Origin of the sequence: Streptomyces sp. col6, assembly GCF_008042035.1 — a bacterium.
In the GTDB taxonomy this organism is placed as follows: Bacteria; Actinomycetota; Actinomycetes; order Streptomycetales; family Streptomycetaceae; genus Streptomyces.
This window is the reverse complement of the sequence record NZ_RDBL01000009.1, coordinates 51,303-77,750: the sequence shown is the minus strand read 5'-3', so window position 1 is coordinate 77,750 and position 26,448 is coordinate 51,303. Positions and strand designations below refer to the sequence as shown.

The following is a 26,448-nucleotide window of genomic DNA, read 5'->3' as shown; positions in this document are numbered from 1 at the left end:
GCCATACCGCCTGCCGCTCGTAGCGCGCCCTCAGGACCGCCGCGGTCAGCGGTCTTGAGCTCATGCACCGCCAGCGGGCCGCGCGCCTTCGGGGTGGGCTCGGGCCCGTTCAACCGATTCGTCGCCGCCCGCCGCAGGCGGCGACGAGCGGAAGCCGCGTCCGAAACAGCTCCCCCACTTACTCTTCCACTAACTCCCCTCGGAGCAAGGATCGTTGAGATGCGCAGATTCATGGAGCCCAAGCGGCTGTGGGGCCGTGCGGGCGGTCCGGACGAGGACTGGGTGAAGCCGCACGTGCTGTGGTTGCCGCAACGCGAGCCGCAGGTGATGGCCTACTTCCGACGGCTCCGGGAGATCGTCGAGCGCTATCCGGACGTGATCGCCCCGATCGCCGACGACGACCTCCATCTGACGGTCCAGTCGATCGGGCATCACAACGAGGACGGTGTGCGCGTGGCCGGCGAGCACCTCGCGCGCGCTGCGGCCGCCGTGCAGCGAGAGCTCGACGGTCTGGAGCCCTTCGACATCGAGATCGGGCCTGCGCGGGCCGGTGGGTCGGCCGGAATCGTGGAGATCTGGCCCGAAGCGGGCCCGGCCGAGCTGAACCGGCACGTCCGCGCCGGCCTGCTCAGCACCGGCCTGGTCCTCCCACCGGAAGAGAAGCACTTCTGGCCCCACATGTCGTGTGGGTACGGGGTGGAGGACACGACCACGCCCGAGGCCGCGGCGCGTTCGGACATGTTCGCCTCCGCCATCGGCAGGGCGATCCGGCCGGCGACCCGCACCCGTGCCACCGTCTCCTGCGTGTGGCTGGTGTGGGAGCGGCAGGTTCCCGAGCGCAATACGTACACGTTCGAGCGCGTCCACGAACTGCGCCTCGGCAAGGGCAGGGCCCCGTCGTAGCCTCCGCGTGCCGGCTCCTCGACGGCGTCTCCGCTCTCACCGATGAACACTCCACGGCGGCTGGTACGCCCAGTCACTCGCCGAGGCGGCCGGCGCGGCAATCGAGCGCCCGTCCCCCACCACCACATGGTCGACGCGCTCATGGTCGGCTCCATGCGGTTCCGGGCACAGGGGCGCACCGGGCCGGGCGCCCGCCCCCCGGGGGCGCGACCACCGGGCCCGTACTGACAAAGGAAGTTGGAGTATGAAGAAGTTCACGCCGCAGTTCAGGGGAACCGCCTGGCAGGACGGGCTCAAGGTTCTGCACGTGTACCTGCTGCCCGAGCTCGCGGTCGACCGCGAGCTCGCCCGGCTCATCGCGGCTTGCCACGAGGCGATGGCACCGTATCCGATCACCCTTCTCCCTGACGGGCTGCTGCACACGACCGTGGAGATGATCGCCGATACCGGCGCAGACCGGATCGGCGCGGCCGAACGCCAGGACCTCGTCAAGGCCCTACGCAAGCACATCGGTGACCTGGCGCCCTTCGAGATCACCGCGGGCTCGCCCATCGCCAACAAGGCCGGAGCCCTGCTGGACCTCGCGCCCGACGAGCCACTGGTCGACCTGAAGGGACACGTGCGGGACGCGTTGATCGAAGCCCGCGGGCCCAACGTGATCCAACACGACGGAGGCCGCCCTCACATGTCCCTCGGCTACAGCTGGGACACGGCAGACAGCGATTCGCTGCAGAGCGCCCTGCGCCGGATCACGCCCAGTCACGTCCCCTTCCATGTGCGCCAGGTACACCTGCTCGAGGTCGGATTCGACGAACGCCCACGCGACGACGACAGGACGGCGTGGGAGATCACCTGGGATTCCGTCACCGTGATCCCCATGGACGCCTGACCATGCCCTGGGGCCGCGGCACCAGTGCGCCCGCCGCGATCACTCCGGCGGTTGGGAGCACGAGCCGCCACCGCCACCCGCAACGACTGCTGTGCTCGCCGAGCACCCCTGTGATGGTCAGCAGCAGTTGTCGGCAATATGCTGTGTGGGCACTTGCGGCCGGGGATGGCGACTTGATCCCGTTCCGTGCGTTTCGGACGTGGCAGGCGATGCAGAAGCGGACGAACAACAGCATCCTGGCCCTGTCGGTGGGGACGAACCATGCTCGGCGAGAGTTGGATCAAGCACCCGATTCCGAGATCAAGGCGCGTACGCTGCTCCGCGTTCTGCCTCCAACAGGTACTTATCGGGTTGCCTCACCGCGGGGACGTAGCCGACTTCTGCGGCCGACTCGGTCCGGGTCCAACGGCTCTGGACGAGTTGTTGCTCAGCCGACGGTAAAGGTCGCCGTCTTGTCGTTGAAGGAGGTGTCGCCGTTGTCGGCCGTGGCGAGGGTGGCGACGTGCCAGCGGCCGGTCCCCGACTCGGCGGCCTCGGACGCGCTCACCGTGACCTTGTAGGTGCAGCGAACGGTGTCTTCCCCGGCGGGCTTGCACGTGGCAGGGTCCGCGCCGACCAGGTCCTTCTCGGTCAGCGGGTTCTTCGTGAAGGGGCCGGCAGCGGGCCAGGCCAGTACCTGGAGACTCCTGACGCCGGAAACCGCCCTGACGTCAGTGGTGAACGTAAAGGAGCCCTCCCCCTCCGCAGCGGGGGCCGAGTATCGGGCGGTGCTGTTCTTCAGGGCGGGCGGCTGCCCCTCGGCGTGAGCCATCGCGAACGCTCCGGCACCGCCGAGGATGACGAGTGCGGCAGCCGAGCCCAGGATGATGCGTCGAGACATGATGGTTCTCCCCGTGATGGTGTCTGCTTGAACGGCGCCTCCGGGGCCCCGCTGCATCAATGATCACCGGAAGGACCAGCCCCACCGTGAGTACGAATACCCAACTTTGGATAGGGACTTGAACCACGGGCTGCAGCCCCTGCCCCGCATCGAGGAGTGCACCGCTGCGTCGTCGAGCACGCCATCCCGCTGGTTGCACGGCTTCCGACCAGTCGACGTGGTGAGGGTGCGGGTCACCGGCGGGGCTGTCGCAGAGGTTTTGCACCATGAGGAGGCGGGGTCCGCGAGGCGTCCATCATCAGCTCGCACCAGGTGGAGGCGGTGCCGATGGCGACGCGGGCGTGCCGGAGGCAGTGCTGCGGGGTCGAGGTGGAGTGCCTGCTGTGCTTGCTCGATCAGGGCGGGCAGATCATCGCGGGCGCTTCCGGGTCGACAGGAGGAACAGGCCAAGCAGCCCAGCGGCAACGGCGCCTGGAGCCGTCCATCGATTTCGCCACCCGCCCGCGAACGTGACCTGCTGCCTCACCGAAGCGGCGTCGCACCGGTGCGGTGCGACGCCGCTTCTGCGTGCGGGAGCACGTACCGCCGGAGCGAAAGCCACAGGGGCGCCGGAGCGCCGTACACGGCCGCACGAAGCCCGGAGCAGGGCGTGCTGTCCTTGGGCTGCGCGACGAGTCGGCCGCCGCGCCCCGACCTGCGGCGACTGGCTTGATCAGCAACGAATCACGTGATGGCACCCTTGTCCGTCGGCGCCGGGACGTCGGGGTGGCCGCCTAGCACGTGGTGCCGGCTGCCGACGGCATCAACGGCCCGGCCGTCGCCGACCTGCGTCGGTGCCAGTATGCGTACGTCAGGATGCCGAGCATGGGGCCCCACAGGACTAGAGGGGCGTAGGAGGCATAGAAGTAGACGGTCTCCCAGCCGCCGGCCTTGCTCGGGAAGTCGGCCGGCAGCGGATCGCCGTTGGTCTTGGACTGGGTGACCGTGGTGATGATCCCTATGACCGTGAAGACCAGGGTCAGGACAGTCGCCCCGATCGTGGCCGGGACGACTGCGGCGGCCGTCGGTACCCGCCGCCCACCCAATCCCGGCATCCAGCGCGGGAACACCTCGCCCCAGCGGGCGACCAGCCCGACGGCCGTGAAGGCAAGGGCCTCGGAGATGAGGGTGAGGAAGACGACGTAGGCGTTCATCGCCGAGTCGTCGATCGACCCGCCACGCTTGTCCGCGGCGAACAGCACGCCCAGGCGCCAGATCCCGGACGGGAGCACCACCAACGGCACCGCGTAGGCGACCCGGCGGGCCCAGCGCGGCACCCCTGCGGCGGGCTCGTGCGCCGCACGCCACGCCCGATGCAGGCGGCTCTCGCGACGAGACGTGTTTGCTGCTTCGTCAGTAGTCGTGGTCGGCCTGGCCTGGAACATCCGCACTCCTCACGTCCACGGGCGGGACCGGCCCGTGCGCTTCGAGACTCGCAGCGGGCGCGGCCGCTCAGGATCGCTCCGCAGACCGAACGACGTCCGCCGGGCGGGCGAGCACGAATCCGAACGCTCCGCCTCAGGGATGACGGGTCGCCAGAGGACGACTCGTCCGTGCGACCAGGTTCACTGGCAAGGAGGCCGAAGCAATCGGGTTCGCCGTCGAAAGCCTGCACTCGAGGACAGCGGACACATGCGCGTCCGGTGGTGTTCGCGAGCAGTTCTCGCGCACAGAGTCAGGGACGCCGCTGCGTGAACCAACGGCCTGACCTCCGCTCAGCCACCCCTTCGTCCTGGCCCTGGCGCTCGGTGTGGTCGCGGACTTTCCGAACGAGCAGTTGGCTGGGGGCGGTCGCCGATGTCGTCGGCCTCCCTGCGACAAGAACGCCCTCGGAGTGGAGCCGGTGATGGCCCGCCGGGGCATCAAGCGCGGTTCCGATCCGCTGGGAGGTACGGGACGCCATCCAGGAAGCCTTCCTCACCTCGGATGTGCGTTGGTCTGCCGGCGCCGGCTTGTCTCCCCTACGTCGTAAGCATCGGCACCCAGTGATTCATCACCCTGTGCAGACGGTGCCTGTGGTCGGCGATCCAGTCGTCCGGCGGGACGAGCGGCACCCGAACGGTGACCATGGACCCGGACTCGTCCTCCACGACCACCTCCGGACAGTCGCGCTCGCCGGTGAGCTGGATGGAGATGGACGGCCCTCTGTCCCACTCCATCCACACGACGTCCTCGTCGGCGTCGAGCCTGTTCAACGCGGTGGCCCAACTTTCAAGCTTCGAGGCGGACAGCACCAGGGCGATACGGCCGGAAACGAACGGCGTCCTGACGACAATCTCGGCGTCGAGCCCGGCGCTCCAGCCCGGATCGCGGCCCAGAACGTTGACGGTGACGCTGTTCCCCTCGTCATCGGCGAGAGAGATGAGCTCCCTCGGAGCGATGTCGCCCATGGCTGCCCCTTCATCGGCACGTATCGAGAGATCGTCACCCCACAAGGAGCGCATCCGCCACCCCATTTCGTCAGGGGCTGCAGATGTGCCGGATGCTGAAGCCTGAAGGAGATCGTCCCTGGGTGAATCGGTCACCGCCTGCTGCCGGGCACAGTTCCACTGCGCAGGCCTGCATGGCGGTGACCACCCGGATCAGGTGTTCGCCAACGGACTCGCGTCGTGCGTGCCGCTCGTGTGCAGGGGTCCTGTCTACGGTTTCCTGCGTGGGCATGGAGGCGGACACCGGTGACGGGAGCGTCCTCGGCGGCGTAGACGTGCGGGGGTTGTGGCTCGGGGCGACTCCACGGCCACAGGTCGCCGGCGCCGGCTTCCACTGCCGCGACAATGCTCGGCCGAGTGTGTTCGTCCGACCCGTGACCGGAAGACTGGCAGGCGCGATACGTACCGCGTCATCGCAGCAGATCTGATCGTTCCGTCCACGTTCCGCGTGGTCGCGGGCAGGTGCCGCCGCGATACGGCGGGCGAGGCCGGACGCGATGGTCCGTCCGATCCCGCTGTCGTCCCCGGCGACCAGGACGACACCCTGCCGTGAAGTCACTCAGGCCAGTGCCTCGTGGTTCGCCCACGCCGCCTTGAACGGATAGCGGGTGCGCCAGGTGTCGAGGACATCGCCGACCTGCGGCGCGGCGAACAGAGTGCCCAGTGCCTCCACGTCGGCGACGCCGAGCTGGACGACGGCGGTGGCGATGAAGGCCGGGATCTGCTCCTCGCCGGGGACGGGGATGTGACGCTGTGCGGCGAACGTCTGGAGCACGCCGGTGCCCTTCGCGGCGTTCTCCAGGTCCGCTAGGTACTGGTTCAGGTCAGCTTCGGGAATCGGTTCGGTGAACTGGACGAACATGGTGTGCTGGATCATGCATCCATATGACCACCGGCTACCCGGCCGCGTCCAAGACCTCTTCCGCGGCTGTTCGATAACCTGAAGGAATGGATCTGCTGGAGGTCAGGGAGCTGCGGTACTTCGTCACTGTCGCCGAGGAACTGCACTTCGGCCGCGCCGCCGGCAGGCTCGCCGTCGCGCAGCCCGCCCTGTCGAAGACCATCAAGCGCATCGAGTCCCGGCTGCGCGTCACGCTCTTCGACCGCACCAGCCGCAGCGTCGTACTGACGCCCGCAGGCGCGGCCCTGCTGGAGCACGGCCGGCATGCGCTGAACGCGATGACGGTCGCCGTGAGGAACACTCAACGCGCCGCCGACGACGCACCGCTCAGATTCGTGATCAAACCCGGAGGAGACGCGAACCTGCTCTCCGGGATCCTCGCCGCCTATGCGGAGCAGCCCGGTGCCCGGCGGGTCGACATCCTCTTCAGCGGTGCCGCTGACCGCACCGATCACCTGCGCGACGGACGCGCCGACGCGGGCCTGCTCTACGCCCCGTTCGATGACCTCGGCGGACTGGTCACCGAGACGCTCCACGTCGAGGACCGGGTGGCCGTCCTCCCCGAAAGCCACCGGCTCGCCGGGCGGGACAGTATCTCCTTGGGCGATCTCAGCAATGAGGTCTTCCCGCGGTGGGCGGGTGTCCCCGGCGGCGGGAGCGGTCCGGAGATCGCGGATGCCGGCGAACTCATCGCCCTGGTGAGGATCGGCCGCGTCGTCGCGGTCCTGCCTCGCTCACTCGTCACACCTGTGGCGCCGGGCATCGTATGCGTCCCCGTTCCCGACGCGGGGCCGAGCCGGATCGTCATCGCCCGCCGGAACGACGACCACCGCGAGCACGTCACCCTCCTGATCGCCGCCGCATCCCGGCGGCGCGGCTGAGTCCGCCCGCGGTCCGCCCATGTGAACGAACACCCCAGGCCCTTCGTGTGACCGATGAGCGCCGAGGAGATCCCCGACGAGGTCGCCGCCATCTGCCGGCCAACCTGCCACTCAGGTCACTGGAGCTCTTTCTGTTCCGCTGACCGGCCCTCGACGATCCGGTTGTTGCGGTCGATCTCCGGCATGTGTGTCTCGGCCCAGACCCGGAGGGCGGAAAGGGGACCTTCGAGGGACAGACCGAGGTCGGTGAGCCGGTAGTGGACGGCCGGCGGCACCGTGGGTTCGACGCGGCGCGAGACCAGGCCGTCTCGGGTCAGGCTCTGGAGCGTGACGGACAGCATCTTCTGGGAGATGCCCGGGACGCGGCGTCTGAGTTCCGCGAACCGGACTTCGCCGGGATGCGTCTCGGCCAGGATTTTGACCACCATCGACGTCCACTTGGTGCCGACCCGGTCGAGCAGTTGGCGCGTCGGACAGAGCGGGTCCAGAAGGTCACCGCGTGCACCTGGCCGACCGGGTTCGCCGGGCGTGGGAGTGGTCACCGGGAGCTCACCACCTGAGGGGAAAGTGCCGTCTTGGAAGGGCCAGGCTAGTTTCCTATGGTGACCCTGTCACCATTCCTCACCCACCTGGGAGTTGCCTCCATGCCCGTACTGCGACGCGTCGCCGTGAACGGAACCGAGCTCAACGTCGCCATCGACGGCTCCGGTCCGGCCGTCTTGCTGCTGCACGGCTTCCCCCACACCTGGGAGCTGTGGACGGACATCATGGACGGCCTCTCCGACCGCTACCGCGTCATCGCTCCGGACCTGCGCGGCTTCGGCGCCAGCAGCCCGGCCACGTCCGGATACGATGCCGCCGGCCTCGCCGAGGACGCCGCAGCCCTTCTCACCGAGCTCGGCGAGAGCTCCGCATCAGTGGTGGGCATCGACGCGGGAGCACCGGCGGCCTTCCTGCTCGCCCTCCGTCACCCCGATGTCGTCCGGCGCCTCGTCGTCATGGAGTCCGTACTGGGCGGGCTGCCCGGCGCCGAGGACTTCCTGGCCGACGGGCCACCGTGGTGGTTCGGCTTCCACACTGCCGAACCTCGCCTCGCCGAGACCGTGCTGGAAGGCCACGAGGCCACCTACATCGACTGGTTCCTGCGCACTGGCACGCTCGGCGACGGAGTGCCTTCCGCCATCAGGGACGCCTTCGTCCGGGCGTACACCGGCACCGGTGCGTTGAGCCGCGCCTTCTCGTACTACCGGGCTCTGCCCGAAAGTGCACGGCAGATCGCGCAGGGCGTCGCCACCACCCGCCTGACCGTGCCGACCATGGCAGTGGGCGCCCAGCCCGTCGGTACTGCGCTGGAACGCCAGCTCCGCCCCGTCACCGACGACCTGACCGGACACGTCATCGAGGGCTGCGGCCACATCATCCCTTTGCATCGCCCACACGCCCTGCTGGAGCTGTTGAAGCCGTTCCTGGCCGGCGAGTGCACGACTACGGCGTGACCGGAGCGGCCGCCGACGACCACCTGTGGCAACGGTTGGCCTACCGGGGCGTTGGGGAGCTCGTGCCGCTGGTCAACTCGCGGTGACACCCCTCCCCCATTGCCCCGTCGGAGTCGCAGCGGACGCGTGAGGGGCCGGACCGGGGTGGGATACCCGGTCCGGCCCGGTGGTGTTATCAGCCGTCACATGACGACGGACCCGCCGCAGCCCAGGCGGCGGCGGGCCCGTCCACGGACGACGTCTAGTTGAACGGGTCCAGCGTGATGTACGCCTGTTGCGGGTCGCCGTCGTGCACGAGCGATTCGTGCGCGCCCACGTCGTCGAAGGCGAAGCCGTAGGCCTTGCCGTCGGCCATCTGGGCGTGGATCTTGGCGGAGTAGTGATTGGTGACCGCGTCCTTGTAGAAGTTCGCGTCGTTCGCGTCGGGCTGGTTGGGGTTGCTCAGCAGCGTCGACCGGTTGTAACCGGCGCACAGGGTACGCGAGATGGGGCCCCGGACCAGGTCGTTGGGCGCGTCAAGGAGCTTGTAGCAGCCGAAGATGCTGTCCGAGTCGGGCTTCTGGAAGCTGGTGACGACCGCTCCCGAACTGTTGGTGAAGTTCATGGTGTTGCCCTGGACCCGTCCGAAGTACTTCGTGTTCGGCTGGTCCGCGAACGGCTGGACGGTCAGCGTCTGCGAGGAGTACTTGCTCCAGACCCGGTTGACGTAGTCGTTCATGACGGAGGCCGGCAGCGCCCCGGCCTCAATGCCGTGGCCGGGGGCGAGCGCCCGCAGGATCGTTCCGTCGGAGCGGGTCCTGATGAGCCCGCCCCAGCCGCCCGACTGGCTGCGCAGGGAGTCGAAGAACGCCTTGTAGCCACCGGGCTTGAGGTGGCCGGTGCTCAGGGTGGTGCCGTTCGGGCGCTTCACTCCGACCGCGTAGGGGGCGGAGAACATGTCGACCTGGGTGCTGTTGATCCACAGGCCCGCGTCGTTGAGTGTGTACTCGGTCCAGTTGAAGAGGATGTTCGCGTTCGGGTCGCTCGGGTTCTGCACCGCGGGCTGCACCAGACCGCCGGTGGTGAGCTTGAAGACCAGCTTCTGCCCGTAGGAGAAGTAGACCCGGCCCGAGAACTTCGGCATCCGGATCGTCTTCGACTGCCCGTTGGCCGGGCCCGCGATGGACGCGTCGGGAGCAGGCGTCGGAGGGTTGCCGCCGGCAGGCCACGGATGGAAGGTGCCGTTCGCGTCGGCCCAGCCCTGGCGCCCGGACGAGAGTTCGGTGCCGATGACGTAGACGTGCACCTGCTCGCCGCGCCCGGAGTTGTTGGTGAGCGTGAGCGGGATGGTCGCGGGGACGGCCGCGGCCTCGGTCGCGGCAGTGACCTGGGTGGCGACGAGACCTCCGCCGGCCAGCGCGAGCGCGGCGACCAGGGCGGCGGCCCTGCGGTGGCGGGCCCTGTGCGTGCGGGGGGCGGAAGGAAGGGTGGCAGACATGCTCTACTCCTCATCCGGAAGGCCGTGCTGTGGAGGTAGCCGGTGCGAGATGCCCTGAACGAGTCTGAGAGCGCTCTCAGACTCGGTTTCTGGAGCGTATCGACCGGTCAGGGACACGTCAATGCTCTGGTGAACGTCCAGGTCGAGAGCCATCCGCGTGCCTCTCGACACAGCGCTCGTCGAGGGCTCGGAGCGGCCGGGGCGTGAACCAACTGTCCGGCGCCCCTGACTTCGAGGCCGCGAGACCGGCTGATGAGCGGCCTCAAGCCGGTGGTCATAGCCCCTGCGCCGCTGCGGGGTTCGCGGGGCCGTCTCACCGAGTGGAGGGCCGCTCGCCGTGCCAGGAGTGCCAGAGGGCGGCATAGGCGCCGTCGGCCGCGACCAGCTCGTCGTGGGTGCCGAGTTCGGTCAGGCGGCCGGCCTCCATCACCGCGACCCGGTCGGCGTCGTGGGCCGTGTGCAGGCGGTGGGCGATGGCGATGACGGTCCGGCCTTGCAGGACGGCGGCCAGGGCCCGTTCCGTGTGGCGGGCGGTCTGCGGGTCCAGGAGGGCGGTGGCCTCGTCGAGTATCAGGGTGTGCGGGTCGGCCAGCACCACGCGTGCCAGAGCGAGTTGCTGGGACTGCGCGCCATCCGGGCGGTGGCCGTCCGGGCCCAGGTCGGTGTCGAGGCCGTCGGGGAGTTCACGCGCCCAGTCGGCGCCGACGGCGGTGAGTGCCGCGCACAGTTCGGCGTCAGTGGCGTGGGAGGAGGCGATCTGCAGGTTGTCGCGGAGCGTGCCCAGGAAGACGTGGTGCTCCTGAGTGACGAGGACAACGTGCTTGCGCAGTTGAGTGGGACCCAGGTCGGCGACCGGTATGCCGCCCACCGTCACCGCGCCCGAGCGGGGCGCCTCCACACCCGCCAACAGCCTGCCCAGGGTGGTCTTGCCCGCACCGGACGGTCCGACGACCACCAGGCGTTCGCCGGGCCGGACGGTCAGGTCGACGCCGTGCAGAACGTCGCTGCCACCGGCGTACGCGTAGCGCGCCCCGGTCACCTCGATCCGGTCGTCGGACGGATTGAGGGAGGCGGCCGCCGGTGTCTGCGGGGCCAGGCCGAGCCCTTCGACCCTGGCGAAGGAGGCGCTGCTGCTCTGCAGTTGTTCCATCTGCTGGAGGATGACGTCCAGGGGCTGGGCGAGCTGACGCAGGTACAGGGCCGAGGCGACCACGGCGCCCAGGCTCACCGCACCGTGGCTGTGCAGCAGGCCGTCGATGAGCAGGACACCGGCGACGGGAACGACGTAGGAGATGTCGATCGCCGGGAAGAGCACACTGCGCAGGAACAGGGTCCGCTGCCGGGTGGCCCGGCACGCCTCGATCTGTTCCTGGCACGCGGCGATGCGCTGCTGCTGGAGGCCGAGGGCCTCGATGGTACGAGCGCCGGTCGCGGTGGCCGCGAGCTGTTCCGCGAGCGCCGAGTGGGCGGCTCCTTCGGCGAGGTACGCGGTGAGCGCCCGGCGCAGGTACCAGCGGGAGGCGAACCAGATGCCGAACAGGCCCACCACCCCGCACGCTCCGAGCAGCGGGTCCACCAGGAAGACCGCGCCGAGGATGAACAGCGCCTGGACCCCGGCGACGAGGATCTCCGGCCCGGCGCTGCGCAGCGTGTGGCCGACCGCAGCGACATCGGTGGTGCCGCGGGTCATCAGGTCGCCGGTGCCGGCCCGTTCGATCACAGCGGCGGGCAGGGCGAGCGCCCGGTCGGTGAACTGTTCGCGGATGCGGGCCAGGGCCCGCTCGCCGAAGCGGTGGCCGACGTAACTCGCGTAACGCACCAGGACGAGCTGCACCAGCGCGAAGACCAGGATGGCGCATGCGAGGCGGTCCACGGAGGCCACCGGGGCGCCGGCCCTGACGTCGTCGATGATGCGGCCGAGCAGCCACGGGCCGACGAGTCCGGCAGCGGCGGCGAGGGCGTTGAGACCGAGCATGACGGCAAACGTCCGCCCGTCGAGCCGGACCAGCCGGAGGGCTGCGCTGCGTATCCGGGACCGCTCGGCGACGGGGAGGGACGAGGGCGTGGTCAACGTGCGGCCTCCTGGCGGGACGGGGTTCGCCCGGTGGTTTCATCGTTCGTACGGCCGGGGCCCACGTCCCCCGCGCCCCGGGAGACCAGGTGGCGGTAGTCGGGCCGGCGGTCCAGGAGTTCGCGGTGGGTGCCGACGGCGGCGACTGCTCCGTCGACCAGGTAGTGCACGGTGTCCGCCTGGTCCAGCAGGAGCGGCGAGGTACTGGTGACGACCGTGGTGCGGCCGGAGCGTGCGGTACGCAGACCGGTGGCGACGGCCGCCTCGGTGTGTGCGTCGAGGGCCGATGCCGGTTCGACCGCCAGGAGGACCTCGGGGTCGGCCAGCAGCGCCCGGACCAGCCGGACGCGCTGCCGCTGGCCTCCGGAGAGATTGCGGCCCTGCGCCTCGACGGGCGAGTCCAGTCCGCGCGGCAGACCGCGGACGATGTCCTGCGCCACGGCCGCGTGGACGCCCCGGGCGATGGTGTCCTCGTCCACCTCGCGGTCGCCGCAGATCACCTCGCGCAGCGGACCGGCGAACAGGTCCGCCTCGTTGTCCGCGACCAGGATCCGCCGGCGCACCTGCGTCAGGTCAATCTCGTCCAGCTGTATCCCGCCCCAGGTAGCGGCCGACCCGGCGAACCGGCCGAGCCGGTCGATGACCGCCGCGCTCTCTGCGGGACGGGCACTGACGAGTGCGGTCAGCCTGCCGGGCACCACCTCGGCCCCGGTCTCCGGGTCGCGGAGCACGGCCGGGGCCTCGGGCCCCCCGGAGGTGGGCTCCTTGTCCGGGGCATCGGGTCGCAGGGCCAGGAACCGGACGACCCGACGTGCGGCGACCAGCCCGCGCGTGAGGTCGTAGCCACCCTCGATGAAGAACGAGACGGGCACCACCAGCACCGCGGTGTACCCGTACACGGCAACCAACTCGCCGACGGAGATGTCCCCTTGGGTGGCCATCCGGGCCGCCAGCCAGGTCACCGCCCCGAGGAACAGGGTGGGCAGGCCGACGCCCAGGGCCTGGATCCAGCTGGTCACCGTACCGACGCGGTATCCCTCAGCCCGCAGCGCCTGCGAGCCGCGCCGGTACCGGTCGGCGTACACCTCCTTGCCACCGATGCCGTTGAGCACGCGCAGCCCGCCGACGATGTCCCCGAAGCGCGCGGCAAGTGAGCCCTGCTGCTCCCGGTAGGCCGCTTCGATGCCCTGCAACCGACCCAGCAGCGGGCCGACCAGCACCGCGAGCAGCGGAACGCCGAGCAGCACCACCACGGCGAGCAAGGGCGAAACGGTCAGCAGCAACGCGGCCACGGCGACATACACGAGGACCGCCCCGACGCCCGGCCCCGTGATGGTCAGCGTCTGGGCAATCACACCGACATCGCCGAACCCGATCGTCACCACCTCCCCGGCGGTGACCTTGCGCGGCAGCGCCCCACCCAGCCTGGTCGCGTGCCTGACCACCACCTGTACGGAACGGAACGAGGCGTCGATCCGCACCCTGGTCATCGTCCGGTGTCGCATGATGGCCAGCCACGCGTTCAGCATCCCGACGCCCATCAGCGCGGCGACCCAGCCGACGAGCGCGGTCCACCGCCCTGGTTCGAGCCCGTCGTCGATGGCGCGCGACAGGAGGTAGGGCGGCAGTGCCAGGCAGAGCATCCAGGCACTGCCGAACAACGCACCGGCGGCGATCCGGCGGCGCTGACTGGTGACCAGCCACCACAGGTACCGAGGGGCGCTGCGGTGGTCCGGGGCCCCCGGATCCGAACTCGCGTCTTTCATCCGCCTCACAGTAGTGATCACTGTTCGAACTGTTCGGGTGGGCTGATTCGTCCGGAAAACCGTAGAACACGTTGCCGCGACCGCCCTGTCCGCAGCGCGCCATCTTGCCGAAACGGCAACGTCTGTCGCGCGCAACGGCCTCAACGCCGCATGATCGACTGGTTCCCGACGAACTCCAGCGAACCGAGGAGAGGTCCCTCATGCGATCCGAGCCGCCTGCCGCACTTCGCCACAGCATCGTGAAAGCCCCCGCCGGACGCCTGCACGTGGTGGAGCAGGGAAGCGGCCCGTTGGTTCTGCTCGTGCACGGCTTCCCCGAGTCCTGGTACTCCTGGCGCCACCAGCTCCCGGCCCTCGCCGCGGCCGGGTACCGGGCGGTGGCCATCGACGTGCGCGGGTACGGCCGCTCCTCCAAGCCCACCGCACTCGACGCCTACCGGATGCTCGACCTGGTGGAGGACAACGTCGCCGTCGTGCACGCCCTCGGCGAGGAGAGTGCGGTGGTCGTCGGCCACGACTGGGGCTCCAACATCGCCTCCACCTCAGCCCTGCTCCACCCCGAGGTCTTCCGCGCGGTCGGTTTGCTGAGCGTTCCGTACGCGCCGCCCGGTGGCCCTCGCCCCACCGACATCTTCGGACGGATCGGCGGCCCCGAGCAGGAGTTCTATGTCTCCTACTTCCAGGAGCCCGGCCGTGCCGAGGCGGAGATCGAGCCCGACGTCCGTGGCTGGCTCGCCGGCCTCTACGCGGCCCTGTCCGCCGACACCATGCCCGCCGAGGGCGAGCCCGACCCGCACTTCGTCGCCCGTGGCGGCCGGCTGTGCGACCGCTTCCCCGCCGGTCCGCTCCCGTCCTGGTTGAGCGAGGAGGATCTCGACGTGTTCGCCGGGGAGTTCGAGCGCACCGGTCTGGCGGGCGCCCTGAACCGCTACCGCAACATGGACCGCGACTGGGAAGACCTCGCCCCGCACCGCGGAGCCCCGATCGAGCAGCCCTCCCTGTTCATCGGCGGAACGCGGGACGCCTCCACCACCTGGATGTCCGACGCCATCGATGCCTACCCCACCACGCTCCCCCGCCTGTCGGCCTCCCACCTCCTGGAAGACTGTGGTCACTGGGTCCAGCAGGAACGCCCCGACGAGGTCAACAGCCTGCTGACCGATTGGCTCGCCACCCTGCGGAGCTGAGACGAGGCCCTCTTCCCGGGCGCCCGACCGGCGGCACGCTCGCGCCCACGCACCGGTGCGTGCCCATGATGCCCGTGCGTCCGGGGCGCCTGCGTTATTCGTGTTGAAGCATCGATGGTCCGGCCCCTTGGCCGTCGGTTCACCCGGCGATTGCCGTCTGCGGTGGCGGCGGCGGCTCTTGGCCCTTGATCCTGAATACCTGGGACCCGTAGTTTTCCTTGGTCTTCTCCACGGCCTGGCGGAACTCTGTGAACCGCTTCCGCATCGCCCAGCCGTCCTGTGTCGAGTCCGTGCCGAAGCCGAAGTCTCTGCGCATCTTCTGCAGTTTGACGGACTGTTCATGAATCAGCAGGTACAGCTTCTGATCCTGCCCGAGGACCAGCAGGAATTGGCAAGCCGCGGTGATGAAGCCCAAGGCCGCAGGTACCCAGATCGGTGCCCGAACAGCCACAGCGGGACTGATCGCCAGCGCGGAAAGGCCTGATGCGCATGTCAGCAGCACGAAACGTCTCTGATGTGATCTGGCCACTCGAACCAGCCATGCGACATAGGAGTCCAACCAGGCCACATACTCCTTTTCTCTCTCAAGTAAGCCTTCTGGGGGTGGAACCCGCGGATACATGCCGGGCGCGGGCCTGGCTTCCTCAAGAAATAGCGTGCGGAACAGTGCGACAGCCACCCCGACAACGATTACGTGGTGGCCCAGCAGACCGGATATGCGGCTACGGTTCGTCATGTCCGAAGCCTATGGGTCGGCTCGATTGCCTGACAGTGCGCAGGCAGTTCGGGGCGAGCGACTTCGCGGGCAGCGCGAGCCACCCCGGCTCAGCCTCGCTCAGGGCTGAGCCCGTCCACAGTGAGGCGGAAGAGGCGGTCGGCCTGTGTGTGGGGGTCCGTGTGGTGCTCGGTGGCCAGGGCGATGCCGACGGCGAGGGTCAGCAGGTCGTGGAAGGTGACGTGCGACGCTACGGCGTTGTCGCGGACGGCTCGTTGGAGCAGAGGAGTTCCGGCCGCTTCGATTGTGCTGCCACAGCCGTTCGGGGAGGGCTCTTCGGTGGGGGGCTCGTAGCTGAGGACATGGGCGAATCCACGGGCCGAGACAGCGTAGAGGACGAGGGCGTGGAGCCACTCCAGGAGTGCGGTGCGGCTGTCCTCGGTCGCACCCAGCCGGTGGGCGCGCTCGCACAGGCCCTCCATGCGTTCCTGGAAGACGGCTTCGAGCAGAGCCCGGCGGGTGGGGAAGTGACGACGCACGGTCGCCGAGCCGACGCCGGCGATACGGGCGATCTGCTCCAGAGACGCCTCGGCACCCTGTGCGGCGACCTCCGCTTCGGCGACGGCGAGGATGCGCAGGTAGTTGCGTCGGGCGTCCGAGCGCTGACCGGTCATGATCTCCCCATTGCTAAACGGCGGGCCCCGCCATATCTTAGCGGCACGTAAAACGGCGGGCCCCGCCGTTTTGCGTCTCCGATCCGTGAGGAGCAGCGACCATGCCCGTCAGCAGCGATACCGTCCTGGTCACCGGTGCCACCGGTCAGCAAGGCGGGGCCACGGCTCGTGCACTTCTGGCCGCCGAGGTGCCTGTACGTGCGCTCGTACGCGATCCACGCTCGAAGCCCGCGCAGGCGATCGAGGCCCTGGGCGCCGAGCTGGTGCGGGCGGATCTTTCCGACCGGGCCTCCCTCGACCCGGCGATCGAGGGCGTCCGCGCGGTGTTCTCGGTGCAGATGCCGCCCATGACCGGGGCCGGCGTGGATTTCGCGGGCGAACTCGCCCAGGCCACCAACCTGGTGGACACGGCGAAGGCCGCAGGAGTACGCCAGTTCGTACAGTCCTCCACCAGCGGGGTCGGTGAACACACCCGTGCCGCCGGCTGGGCCGAGGGCCGCTGGGCGGCGATGGCGGACTACTTCCACACGAAGCAGGCGATCATGGAGGCGGTGCGTGGCGCGGGCTTCGCCCGCTGGACGGTGATCAAGCCGGCCTTCTTCATGGAGAACCTGCCTCTGCTGGCGCCCAAAGGGCCACGCGGCGGACTGATGACCGTGCTGAAGCCGGACACGGCGTTGGCACTGGTCGCCGTGCGGGACATCGGTGCGGCCGCGGCGCACGCCCTGCGGGATCCCGACCGGTTCCACCGAGTGGAACTCGAACTGGCCGGCGACCTGCGCACGATGGACCAGATCGCGCAGACCTTGTCCGCCGCCTGGCGCGTCCCCGTGACCGCGCCCTCCATGAACGTCGAGGAGGCCCTCGCGGCGGGGATGCCGAAGTGGGGCGCCGGGCACGAGTGGAACAACGTGGTCCTCCAGCCTGCCCGGCCCGAGTTCGCCCGGAAGCTGGGCATCCCGCTCACGACATTCGCCGAGTGGGCGGACGAGCAGCTGACCCCCGTGTCCGGCTAGGGCAACCCGGCGCCGCGGCCTTCGGGTCCGCTCCGGCCGGTTCATTCGTCGGCCGGTGAGGATCCTTGTCAATATCCAGAATCCTGTTTACTGTTCCCTTTGTGAACGCCTTCGACGACCGCTTCCTCACGCGCAACGGACTGGCCGCCCGCCAGCTCGCGGTCCTGCTGCTCAACCATGAGCCGGACACGCGACTGCCCCGGGTGCGGGACTACGCGGAGGAACTGGGCTGCGGAAACGGCACGGTCCAGGCGGCACTGCAGCTGCTGGAGGAGTCCGGCGCCATCAGGACGACCGCCCGGGGGCACCTCGGCACCTTCCTCGCCCACTCGGACCGCTCCATACTCTGGCGGCTCTCCGGGCTCGGCACGCTGCTGGCCGCGATGCCCCTTCCGTACTCCCGCCGGTACGAGGGCCTGGCCACCGGACTGCGCGGCGCCTTCGAGAAGGCGGGCGCACCCTTCGCGATCACGTTCATGCGAGGCGCCGGGGCCCGTACAGCGGCCCTGCTCGAAGGCAAGGTCGACCTCGTCGTCCTGTCCCGCTTCGCCGCCGACGAGCTGATCGCCGAGCACCCGGTGGAGCTGGTGGCGGACCTGGGGCCGGCCACCTACGTCGGCGCGCACGGCATGCTCCTGCGGCACGGCGTGGATCTGAACACCCCGGGCCTGCGGGTCGCGGTCGACCACGCGTCGGAGGATCTGCGCATGCTGGTCGACCTCGTCTTCGCCGGGCGCCCGGACGTCCAGCGGCTGGAGGCCTCGTACATGCAGCTGCCCGACCTCTTCGCCCGCGAAGAGGTCGACGCCACCGTCTGGAACCTGGACGAGGTGCAGGACCGGCTCGGGTTCGGTGTCGACGTACTGCCGCTGGGGGACGAGGTCACCCGCGAGCTGTCGCTGCGCAACTCGAGTGCGGCCGTCATCGGCCGGGCCGAAGGGGCAAAGGCCCTGGCCGCCGTCCGGGACTCCCTGAATCTCGGACTGATCACCTCGCTCCAGCGCGAGGTGCTGGAGGGCACGCGCCTGCCTTCGTACTGAGCCCCGGCCGACGGGCCGGCCGGAACAGGTCGAAGGTCCTGCCGCGACGGGACCTTCGACCTCATCAAAATACAAAATCCTGGTTATTGTCGATTTTAGGAGGAAGGCCATGGACGACCAGCTGGCCCTGCGGATTCAGCTCTTCCGCGAAGGCGGACAGATCAAGCCCGAGGTGGCCGACTTCGTCACGGCCGAGCTGGCCGCCCTGGAGGCGGAGGGCAACACCGTGACCGAGGCGACCACGGGCATGCTCACCAGCCACCTGATGATGGCGCTCACCCGTCTCCTGAACGGCGAGGCCATCGAGCAGTTCCTCACCGACGAGCAGGTCGCCGCCGAACTGGCCGGACACCCCGAGGCCGTCGGCCGCGCCCGTGCCGTCGCCGAGCGCGCCCGGCGCGAACTCGGGGCCACCCTCCCGGAGTCCGAGATTCAGGGAGTCCCGGACGGCGGCCAGGGCCTTTGCCCCTTCGGCCCGGCCGATGACGGCCGCACTCGAGTTGCGCAGCGACAGCTCGCGGGTGACCTCGTCCCCCAGCGGCAGTACGTCGACACCGAACCCGAGCCGGTCCTGCACGTCCCCGCCCCCTCCCGCGCCACCGAGGGCCGGCGGACCGGCGCGCCGGTGAAGGGGGCCGGAGGCGCGGCCCGCAGGACGGGCGGCGCGGGCCGCACCGGAGCCACCATCCGGGCCAAGTTCGCCGGCCGCTGCCACTGCGGGAAGCCGTACGCGGCCAAGGAGATGATCGCGAAGAATGACCACGGCTGGGGCCACCCGGAGTGCCGCACCGCCTCCGCCTGACCGCCCTCGCGGAGGCGGCTGCTTCCGGGCAACTGCCCCCGTACGCCCACCAGATGGGGTGAAGCACCCGCGCGGCGGGACGGCCCGTGCCATGATGCGGCTCCGGCGGTGCGCGAGGTGCGCCGCCGGGGGAGCGTCGGGCGACGCCGACACGCTGGGGGGCGTATGGAGAGCACACCGACCGTGCTGCGTCAGCTGCGCGGTGCGCAGAAATCGGCCAAGGGGGTATCGCTCTACTCGCGGTACGTGAACCGGCCGGCCGGGCGGATCTTCACTGTGGGCGCGTACCGGCTGGGCGTGACGCCCAATCAGGTCACGCTGGTGAGCGCGGCGTTCACCTTCACCGCCCTGGCGGGTGTGGCGCTCGTCCGCCCCGGGGCCTGGCTCGCCGTCCTCGTCTACCTCGGGCTCGCCGTGGGCTTCGCCCTGGACTCGGCCGACGGGCAGCTCGCCCGGCTGACCGGCCGGGGCGGGCCCGACGGCGAGTGGCTGGACCACGTCGTCGACTGCGCCAAGATGATCCTCGTCCACACCGCCGTACTGATCTCGTTCCACCGCTGGTTCGACCTGCCGGGCGACGGCTGGCTGCTGCTGCCGCTCGGCTTCCTGTTCGTCGCCGTGCTGACGTTCTGCGCGGGGCTGCTGCGGGAACAGCTCGGCAAGGCGGCGGCCCGGGGCGCGGAGAAGGCCCCCGAGGCCCCCGCGCCGCCCTCCCGGCTGCGGGCCGTGGCACTGCTGCCCGCCGACTACGGGGTGTTCTGCCTGGTGTTCCTGCTGCTCGGCGACGAGACGGCGTTCCGGTACGGATACGCCGTGCTCGCCGCCGTGCACGCCCTGTTCCTCGCGCTGTTCCTCGCCAAGTGGTTCAGGGAGCTGAAAGCGCTCCGGGCGCACTGACCAGCGCGTCCAGCACCTGCCGCAACTGGGTGCTGGACGTGTGCATGGTGTACGGGAAGTACACGACCTCGACCCCCACCTCGGCGAAGGCGCGTTCCAGCCGGCGGCCCTTCTCCGTGCCCTGCCAGTCGTCCCCCTTGAAGATGACGTCGAATCGGACCTGCTGCCAGGTCTCGACCTTGTCGGGGACAGTCTCGACGAACGCGGCGTCCACATGCCGCACGCTGCGCACGATCTCCAGCCGTTCCGGTAACGGGATCACCGGCCGGTGTCCCTTGGCCAGCGCGGCCATCTCGTCGGATACGACCCCCGCGACCAGGTAGTCGCACTGGCTGCGGGCATTCCTGAGGATGTTGAGGTGTCCCACATGGAACAGGTCGTAGACCCCCGGTGCGTAGCCGACCCTGTGCACCATCCGTGCTCTCCCCCCACGGTGAACGCGATGTCCGCCGGTGATGTCCGGTCCCATCGGAAGGTTTCCGGACATGGCACCCGGTCCGGTGGGATGTCGGTATCGGTCTTGATGTTCCAACGACCTTACTGTGAAGACCACTTGCTCATCTCGTGAACGGATAAGCTCGCTTTTGGGGCTGTTCCTCGGTGGAACACAGAGGGCTCCGGGGGAAGGGCGACCGTCCGATGGCAGACGAAGAGCACGGCAGACCGTTCGAGCACCGCCGCCTGCTGGTGGTCTCCACGAACTACGCGCCGGAGGTGACCGGCATCGGCCCGTACGCCGCCCAGCTCGCCGAGCACTGGGCCGCGTCCGGGGCCGACACCCATGTGCTGACGGGCATGCCGCACTACCCGGCCTGGCGGACCGACGCGGCCTACCGGGGGATGTGGCGCACCGAGGAGCGGCGCGCGGGCGTCACCGTCCACCGCAGGCGCCACTACGTGCCGCCCCGGCAGAGCGCGTTACGCCGAGCCGCCTTCGAAGCGAGCATCCTGGCGCACGGCCTCGTCGCGCCGCCCAGGACGCGGCCCGACGCGGTGATCTCCCAGATGCCGAGCCTGGCCGGCGGGGTCATCGGTGCCCGCATCGCCCGCCGCCACCGGGTGCCGTACATCCCGGTCGTCCAGGACCTGATGGGAGCGGCCGCCGCCCAGAGCGGTATCCGGGGCGGGGACAGGGCGGCGGCCCTCGCGTCGAGGGCCGAGCGGTACGCGCTGGGAGCCGCCGCCCTCGTCGGTGTCATCCACGAGAGCTTCGTCCCCCGTGTCACCGCGTACGGGGTGGACCCCGGCCGCATCCGGATCGTCCCCAACTGGAGCCATGTGGCGACCCCTTCGGGCGACCGCGCCGCGACCAGGGCCCGGCTCGGCTGGCGCGAGGGCACGCCCGTCGTCCTGCACTCCGGGAACATGGGCCTCAAACAGGGCCTGGAGGTCCTGGTCGACGCCGCGCGGCTCGCCCCCGAGATCCGCATCGTCCTGATGGGCGACGGCAACCAGCGCGACGCGCTGCGGGCCCGCGCCGCCGGGCTGCCCAACCTCGACTTCCTGCCGCCGGCCGGCGCCGAGGAGTTCACCGACATCCTGGCGGCCGCCGACGTCCTCGCCGTCACCCAGCGCGCCTCGGTGCTCGACATGAGTGTGCCGTCCAAACTCACCTCGTACTTCGTGTCGGGGCGTCCCGTTGTCGCCTCCGTGGCCGAGGAGGGCGGCACCGCCGAGGAGGTGCGGCGCTCCGGGGCCGGGCTCCTCGTCGCACCGGAGGACCCGGCCGCGGTGCTCGGCGCCGTCCGCAAGCTCACCGAGTCACCCGCCGAGGCCGACGCGCTCGGCGCCCACGGACCGGGCTACGTGGCACGCCATCTGGGGCGGGAGGCCGCGCTCGCCCGGTTCGACACCCTGCTCGCCGAGGTCCTGGAGGACGGCCGGGAGGGACCACGCCGATGAGCGAAGCGATCCGCGCGCTGGACGAGCAGGACGAACCCGCCCTGCTCAGGGACCAGTTCCGCCAGCTCCTGCGCTACCGGACCCTCCTCGTCACCGGGGTCCTCGTCGGCCTGCTGGGCAGCGGATGGCTCGCCCTGAGCGGCGAGGACACCTACGCCGCCACCGGCGAGGTGTCCGTGCGCTCCGCCACCTCCGACCCCTTCGCCGCCGGCGCCTCCGCCGACAAGGGCATCAACATCGGCTCCGAGCGCCAGACCGCCGTCAGCGACGCCGTGGGCACCATCGCGGCCGGCACCCTCGCCAAGAAGGGCGACACCGTGGAGGTCGGCGCCCTGCTCTCCGGGCTCCAGGTCACCAACCCGCCCAACACCCTCGTCCTCAAGTTCTCCTACACCGGCCGCACCCCGGAGCAGGCCAGGGCCAGGGCCCAGGCGCTCGCCGAGGCCTACCTGGAGATACGCCGCGAGCGCACCGAGGACAGCATCGACAACATGGTCGACGGCTACCGCGCCCAGCTCAAACCGCTCACCGAACAGCGCGACCGCCTCGCCGAGCAGGAGACCGGCACCGGCGGCGACGACGTCACGAGCGCACGGGCCAACCTCATCGTCGCCATCTCCACGCTCAACCAGAAGATCTCCGAACTCCGCGCCCTGGACACCACACCCGGCTACCTCAACAAGAAGCCCGTCGCCCCGCACCACCCCACCGGGGCGGGGCTGCCGCTGCTGCTCGGGCTCGGTGGGGTCGTCGGACTCGCTCTCGGCCTGCTCATGTCCTGGGTCCGGCTCGTCTTCGACCCGGCCGTCCGCTCCACCCGGGAACTCGTACGCTCCCTCGGTGCCCCGCTGCTCGGCACCCTGCCCAGGGAGCGCGCGGGGGCCCGCACCCTGCTCGCGATCGGCCGCCCCGGCAGCCGGCTCGCCGAGGAGTACCGGGCGGTCGCCTTCCGGCTCGCCTACGACCCGTCCTTCGCCGAACGCCGCCGCCTGCTGGTCACCGCGCCCCGGGGCGACAACGACATGGCACGGGCCGCCGCCGCCAACCTCGCCGCCGCCTTCGCCGAGATGGGCCGGGACGTCCTGCTCGTCGAGGCCGATCTGCGGACCCCGTCCCTGGCCGGCGACCTCGGCGCCGCCGCACCCAAGCGCGGGCCCCGCTGGGCGACCGGCAACGAGGGCCGCAACTGGCCCGCCGACAGCCTGGGCAACGTGGACGTGCCCGGCTCGGGCGCCTTCACGCTGGTCGCCGGCCGCCGCACCGACAACGTGCCGCGCGCCCTGACCTCCACCCCCGTCAGCCGCATCCTCGCCGAGGGCGGCAGACCCGGGGCGGTCGTCATCGTGCTCGCCCCGCCCGTCCTCTCGTACGCAGACGCGGTCGCCCTCGTCGACCGCGTCGAAGGCGTCGTCATCGTCTGCCGGCCGCGCGAGGTGCACCGCAGCGACCTCGAACGCATCCGCGAGATCATCGGCGCGGCGGGCGGCTCGGTCCTCGGCACCCTGCTGCACCCCGGATACGGCCGGCTGGAACAGCGGGCCCACCGGAAGGCCGCCGCGACCCGCGCGAGGGACCGGGGCCGGGCCGCGCAGAACCCGGCCGAGCGGAGCGGGTACGGCGACCCGGACGCGGCCGCCCGCACCGGCGACCCCGCCGAGACGCTCGGCCTGCGCACCCTGGACGGCGGCCCAGGACGCGGTGGTCACAGCAGCGCGGCCGGACACAGGTGAGGGCCCGCACCGCGATTGCCTGCTCGGTCGCGGACCAGGGGGTGGCCGCCCTCACCAACATCCTGGTCCTGGTGGCCGCAGCCCGGCTCTCCACCGTCTCCGGCTTCGCCCGCTTCTCCGCCGTCTACCTCGTCTTCACCGTGCTGCTCGGTGTCTCGGGCGCCTACACCGGCCAGCCGCTCGTCCTGCGCCGGGGTGCCGGCGAGGACACCCGCGGCGCGTGCCGGTCCGCCGCGTGCTTCACCCTGCTCGCCGCCACCGCGCTCGGCGGCCTGCTCGCCGCCGTCTGCGCCCTGCTGCCCGGCTCCACGGCGCGGGCCCTGATGGCACTGGGTCTGGTACTGCCGGTGGTGCTCGGACAGGACATCGCCCGGTACGCCTTCGCCACGCTGCACGCCCAGCACCTTGCCCTGGCCGCGGACACTCTCCGGCTGGTCTGCGTCACCGGCGCGCTGGCCGTACAGCCGCACGGGGCACCGGCCGCCCGGCTGGTCGCTGTCTGGGGGCTCTCCGCGCTGCCCGCGCTGCTGCTGTCGGCCGCCGCCCTGCACCGCAGGACCACGGGCGCCCCGGTGCTGCTGAAGCCGATGCTCGCCAAGGGGCACCTCGGCCGGCGCTTCGTCGTCGAGTTCGGCGTCGGCAACGCCACCTCGCAGCTCTCCGTGCTCGGCCTCGGCGCCGTCGGCAACCCGCTCGTCGTCGGCGCCCTGCGCGGCGCCACCACCCTCTTCGGCCCGCTCAACGTGCTGTTCACCTCCGCTACCGGCTTCGGCCCCCCGCTCCTGGGACGGCTCGCCGACGACCGGCTCCGGGTGCGGGCCACCGCCGCGCTGGCCGCCGTCCTGGCCCTGACGGCCGCCTCCTGGGCCACCGTCCTCGCCCTGCTGCCCGGCTCCGTGGGCCGTCATCTGCTCGGCGCCACCTGGCCGACGGCGGCGGCGCTGCTCCCGGCCACCGGCAGCCAGTACGCGGCGATGGCGGCGGGCACCTGCGGGCTGCTGGCGCTCCGGCTCCTCGACCCGCGCACCACGCTCTCCATCCAGGTGGTCTTCTCGCTCGCCGCGGTCGTCCTCCTCGGCGGCGGTTATGCGCTCGGCGGGGTGACGGGGGCTGCCTGGGGCCTGTGCCTGGGCTCCGTCTGCAAGGCGGTCGCCACCTGGACCCGCGTGGTCCGGCTGTCCCGGGAGGGTGCGCGGACCGGTGCGCCGGTCAGCGCGGACGCCGCCCGGACCTGAAGCTGGTCACCAGGGCCAGGCACAGGACCGCGATCGCCAGTTTTCCGGCGGCCTGCAACAACGGGCCGCGCAGCAGGATGAAGGTGTACCCGGCGATCAGCGGCACCGCGATCGCCGGCACGCTGCCCGGCCCCGGCCCGTCCCGCGAGACCGCCCGCACATAGCGCCGGTCGGCGCGGGCGGCCCCGTACCCCGTCAGCGCCAGACCGCCGATCACTCCGGCCGCCCCGAAGTCCACCCACAGCTCCGTCCACAGCGGCGCGGAGAGGTTGGTCATGTTCATCCCCATCCACTGCCCGACGCGCACCCCGGTGTCCTCCGGCTTCCCGCTCCACGCCGCCCGCGGCACGAAGAAGAAGGCGGAGCCCGCGAGTTGCCGCCCATAGGTGTGGCCACGGGTATCGACCCAGGAGATGGTGTTGGCGAACATCACCGTCTGGTCGTAGTCCTTGGTGGCCAGCGGCTCGAACACCGACGACGACTGGACCGGCCGGTACCCCTCGTCGTCGTAGCGGAACCGGTCCGCGTACGGGAACAGCACCAGCGCCCCGATCACCCCGAGCGCCAGCACCGACCGGTACATCGCCGCACTGCGCGGGAACGCCGTGAACAGCAGGGAGACCAGCACCGTGAGGAACCAGTAACGGGCGTTGGAGACAGGGTTGTTCACAATCAGGTTGACGACGGCGAGGGTGCACCAGACCAGGACGGTGGAGGGGGAGCGCCGGGAACGGCGCGAGGTGACCAGCCTGCGCGTGTAGAACAGCAGCGCCAGCAGCGCCGGCACCGTGCCGAAGCCCTTCAGGAACGCCGAGCCCACATTGGACTCGCCCGACGCCACCCCGCTCTCGGCCACCGAGGCGCTGATCTCCTGCCGGCTGGAGAAGAAGACCGCGGGCCCGCCCAGCTTCAGCACGTAGTACCCGCTCGCCGCGAGGGCCACCAGCACCAGCAGCCGCAGCCGCAACGGGTGCGCGGTGGCGCCCCGGCCGTCGCCGCGCGCCGTGCGGCGACGGCGCAGCGGGCGCCGCGACGCCAGCAGCGCCCCCAGGTCGAAGGCCGCGCACCCCACCAGCACCAGCGCGACCGCCGTCACCAGGTCCGCGCGCGGGCCCACCACCGGCGTCGGCGTCTGCCCGATGACCGCCTGGGCGAACGGCGCCACCCCCATCGCGATGTACACGAACATCCAGAAGACGCCCTGCAGCAGCCGCCGCCGCGTGGACAGGATCATCGTCGCCAGCCGCGCCCCCGAGTAACAGGTCAGGACGAGCTGCAACCAGTACCCCGTGTCCCGCACCCCGGTGCCGGGCTGGGCGGCGATCAGTGCGGGCAGGAAGCACACCAGGCCGAGGATGAGCGGCACGGCCAGCGCCCGGGACAGCATCGCCCAGGACAGCGGCGCGGCGGGGGCCTCGCCCGGCGCCCGAGGGGGTGCGGCCGGCGCGCTCTCATGCACGGACGCCATCAACTCCCCTTCCGTAAAGCACGGTTGTGTAGCCACACATTAACGAATCA

Annotated in this window: 24 protein-coding genes; 12 read left to right on the top strand and 12 right to left on the bottom strand. The window is 70.7% G+C overall.

What is annotated here, in order from left to right; genetic code table 11:
• Positions 1-219: 219 nt before the first annotated feature.
• Positions 220-903: a 2'-5' RNA ligase family protein gene (locus EAO73_RS13200; protein WP_147971733.1), complete on the top strand. Its 684-nt coding sequence runs from the start codon at positions 220-222 to the stop codon at positions 901-903.
• Positions 904-1,147: 244 nt separating this feature from the next.
• On the top strand, positions 1,148-1,792 hold the full coding sequence (locus EAO73_RS13195; protein WP_147971732.1) for a 2'-5' RNA ligase family protein: 645 nt from the start codon (positions 1,148-1,150) through the stop codon (positions 1,790-1,792).
• Positions 1,793-2,219: 427 nt separating this feature from the next.
• Here EAO73_RS13195 and EAO73_RS13190 read toward each other — a convergent pair whose 3' ends face one another.
• From EAO73_RS13190 to EAO73_RS13175, 4 genes are all read right to left on the bottom strand, one after another.
• On the bottom strand, positions 2,220-2,672 hold the full coding sequence (locus EAO73_RS13190) for a DUF5707 domain-containing protein (protein ID WP_191134045.1): 453 nt from the start codon (positions 2,670-2,672) through the stop codon (positions 2,220-2,222).
• A gap of 773 nt (positions 2,673-3,445) precedes the next feature.
• Complete coding sequence (locus tag EAO73_RS13185) at positions 3,446-3,988, bottom strand: hypothetical protein (protein ID WP_147971730.1); 543 nt, start codon at positions 3,986-3,988, stop codon at positions 3,446-3,448.
• 684 nt (positions 3,989-4,672) lie between these two features.
• The gene (locus tag EAO73_RS13180; protein ID WP_147971729.1) at positions 4,673-5,101 is read right to left on the bottom strand and encodes a DUF5959 family protein; all 429 of its coding nucleotides are present in this window, start codon (positions 5,099-5,101) and stop codon (positions 4,673-4,675) included.
• Between the two features lie 598 nt (positions 5,102-5,699).
• On the bottom strand, positions 5,700-6,017 hold the full coding sequence (locus tag EAO73_RS13175; RefSeq protein ID WP_147971728.1) for a hypothetical protein: 318 nt from the start codon (positions 6,015-6,017) through the stop codon (positions 5,700-5,702).
• 71 nt (positions 6,018-6,088) lie between these two features.
• Between EAO73_RS13175 and EAO73_RS13170 the strand changes: the two genes are divergently transcribed.
• Positions 6,089-6,922: a LysR family transcriptional regulator gene (locus tag EAO73_RS13170; RefSeq protein ID WP_147971727.1), complete on the top strand. Its 834-nt coding sequence runs from the start codon at positions 6,089-6,091 to the stop codon at positions 6,920-6,922.
• 116 nt (positions 6,923-7,038) lie between these two features.
• Here the strand turns inward: EAO73_RS13170 and EAO73_RS13165 are convergent, their stop codons facing one another.
• The gene (locus tag EAO73_RS13165; protein WP_147971726.1) at positions 7,039-7,464 is read right to left on the bottom strand and encodes a winged helix-turn-helix transcriptional regulator; all 426 of its coding nucleotides are present in this window, start codon (positions 7,462-7,464) and stop codon (positions 7,039-7,041) included.
• A 102-nt stretch (positions 7,465-7,566) separates the two neighbouring features.
• Here EAO73_RS13165 and EAO73_RS13160 point away from each other — a divergent pair, with 102 nt between their 5' ends.
• The gene (locus EAO73_RS13160) at positions 7,567-8,418 is read left to right on the top strand and encodes an alpha/beta fold hydrolase (protein WP_191134044.1); all 852 of its coding nucleotides are present in this window, start codon (positions 7,567-7,569) and stop codon (positions 8,416-8,418) included.
• Between the two features lie 241 nt (positions 8,419-8,659).
• Here the strand turns inward: EAO73_RS13160 and EAO73_RS13155 are convergent, their stop codons facing one another.
• The 3 genes from EAO73_RS13155 to EAO73_RS13145 all read right to left on the bottom strand — a co-directional run bounded on the left by EAO73_RS13155 (position 8,660) and on the right by EAO73_RS13145 (position 13,732).
• Complete coding sequence (locus tag EAO73_RS13155; protein WP_147971725.1) at positions 8,660-9,895, bottom strand: glycoside hydrolase family 64 protein; 1,236 nt, start codon at positions 9,893-9,895, stop codon at positions 8,660-8,662.
• A gap of 313 nt (positions 9,896-10,208) precedes the next feature.
• Positions 10,209-11,870, bottom strand: coding sequence for an ABC transporter ATP-binding protein (locus EAO73_RS13150; protein WP_224756313.1), 1,662 nt, complete (start codon positions 11,868-11,870; stop codon positions 10,209-10,211).
• Positions 11,871-11,962: 92 nt separating this feature from the next.
• Positions 11,963-13,732, bottom strand: coding sequence for an ABC transporter transmembrane domain-containing protein (locus EAO73_RS13145; RefSeq protein ID WP_147971723.1), 1,770 nt, complete (start codon positions 13,730-13,732; stop codon positions 11,963-11,965).
• 200 nt (positions 13,733-13,932) lie between these two features.
• On the opposite strand from EAO73_RS13145, the gene EAO73_RS13140 reads away from it, so the two are divergent.
• Complete coding sequence (locus EAO73_RS13140) at positions 13,933-14,919, top strand: alpha/beta fold hydrolase (protein ID WP_147971722.1); 987 nt, start codon at positions 13,933-13,935, stop codon at positions 14,917-14,919.
• A 139-nt stretch (positions 14,920-15,058) separates the two neighbouring features.
• On the opposite strand, the gene EAO73_RS13135 is transcribed toward EAO73_RS13140, so the two are convergent.
• Both EAO73_RS13135 and EAO73_RS13130 read right to left on the bottom strand, forming a co-directional pair.
• Positions 15,059-15,655 carry a hypothetical protein gene (locus EAO73_RS13135; protein WP_147971721.1) on the bottom strand — a complete coding sequence of 199 codons (597 nt, stop codon included), beginning with the start codon at positions 15,653-15,655 and terminating at the stop codon, positions 15,059-15,061.
• An 89-nt stretch (positions 15,656-15,744) separates the two neighbouring features.
• A complete protein-coding gene (locus EAO73_RS13130) occupies positions 15,745-16,308 on the bottom strand; it encodes a TetR/AcrR family transcriptional regulator (RefSeq protein ID WP_147971720.1) in 564 nt (187 codons plus the stop codon).
• 101 nt (positions 16,309-16,409) lie between these two features.
• Here EAO73_RS13130 and EAO73_RS13125 point away from each other — a divergent pair, with 101 nt between their 5' ends.
• The 4 genes from EAO73_RS13125 to EAO73_RS13100 all read left to right on the top strand — a co-directional run bounded on the left by EAO73_RS13125 (position 16,410) and on the right by EAO73_RS13100 (position 20,063).
• Complete coding sequence (locus tag EAO73_RS13125; protein WP_147971719.1) at positions 16,410-17,324, top strand: NmrA/HSCARG family protein; 915 nt, start codon at positions 16,410-16,412, stop codon at positions 17,322-17,324.
• A 101-nt stretch (positions 17,325-17,425) separates the two neighbouring features.
• Positions 17,426-18,364 carry a GntR family transcriptional regulator YhfZ gene (gene yhfZ / locus EAO73_RS13120; RefSeq protein ID WP_147971718.1) on the top strand — a complete coding sequence of 313 codons (939 nt, stop codon included), beginning with the start codon at positions 17,426-17,428 and terminating at the stop codon, positions 18,362-18,364.
• A gap of 109 nt (positions 18,365-18,473) precedes the next feature.
• Positions 18,474-19,166, top strand: a complete 693-nt coding sequence (locus EAO73_RS36465) for a hypothetical protein (protein WP_224756266.1) — start codon at positions 18,474-18,476, stop codon at positions 19,164-19,166.
• 165 nt (positions 19,167-19,331) lie between these two features.
• On the top strand, positions 19,332-20,063 hold the full coding sequence (locus EAO73_RS13100; protein ID WP_147971717.1) for a CDP-alcohol phosphatidyltransferase family protein: 732 nt from the start codon (positions 19,332-19,334) through the stop codon (positions 20,061-20,063).
• Here the strand turns inward: EAO73_RS13100 and EAO73_RS13095 are convergent.
• Positions 20,032-20,478, bottom strand: a complete 447-nt coding sequence (locus EAO73_RS13095) for an adenylyltransferase/cytidyltransferase family protein (RefSeq protein ID WP_147971716.1) — start codon at positions 20,476-20,478, stop codon at positions 20,032-20,034. The genes EAO73_RS13100 and EAO73_RS13095 overlap by 32 nt on opposite strands.
• A 224-nt stretch (positions 20,479-20,702) precedes the next feature.
• Here EAO73_RS13095 and EAO73_RS13090 point away from each other — a divergent pair, with 224 nt between their 5' ends.
• Genes EAO73_RS13090 through EAO73_RS13080 form a run of 3 tightly spaced genes read left to right on the top strand, consistent with a single transcriptional unit; the run spans position 20,703 to position 24,930 of the window.
• Positions 20,703-21,965, top strand: coding sequence for a glycosyltransferase (locus EAO73_RS13090; RefSeq protein WP_147971715.1), 1,263 nt, complete (start codon positions 20,703-20,705; stop codon positions 21,963-21,965).
• Positions 21,962-23,695 carry a CpsD/CapB family tyrosine-protein kinase gene (locus tag EAO73_RS13085; protein ID WP_147971714.1) on the top strand — a complete coding sequence of 578 codons (1,734 nt, stop codon included), beginning with the start codon at positions 21,962-21,964 and terminating at the stop codon, positions 23,693-23,695. The genes EAO73_RS13090 and EAO73_RS13085 overlap by 4 nt, the downstream gene beginning before the upstream one ends.
• The gene (locus EAO73_RS13080) at positions 23,692-24,930 is read left to right on the top strand and encodes a hypothetical protein (protein WP_147971713.1); all 1,239 of its coding nucleotides are present in this window, start codon (positions 23,692-23,694) and stop codon (positions 24,928-24,930) included. Before EAO73_RS13085 ends, EAO73_RS13080 begins: the two co-directional genes overlap by 4 nt.
• Here EAO73_RS13080 and EAO73_RS13075 read toward each other — a convergent pair.
• Entirely contained in the window at positions 24,905-26,398 is a 1,494-nt protein-coding gene (locus tag EAO73_RS13075; RefSeq protein WP_191134043.1) for a hypothetical protein, read from the bottom strand. The genes EAO73_RS13080 and EAO73_RS13075 overlap by 26 nt on opposite strands.
• Between the last annotated feature and the right edge of the window lie 50 nt (positions 26,399-26,448).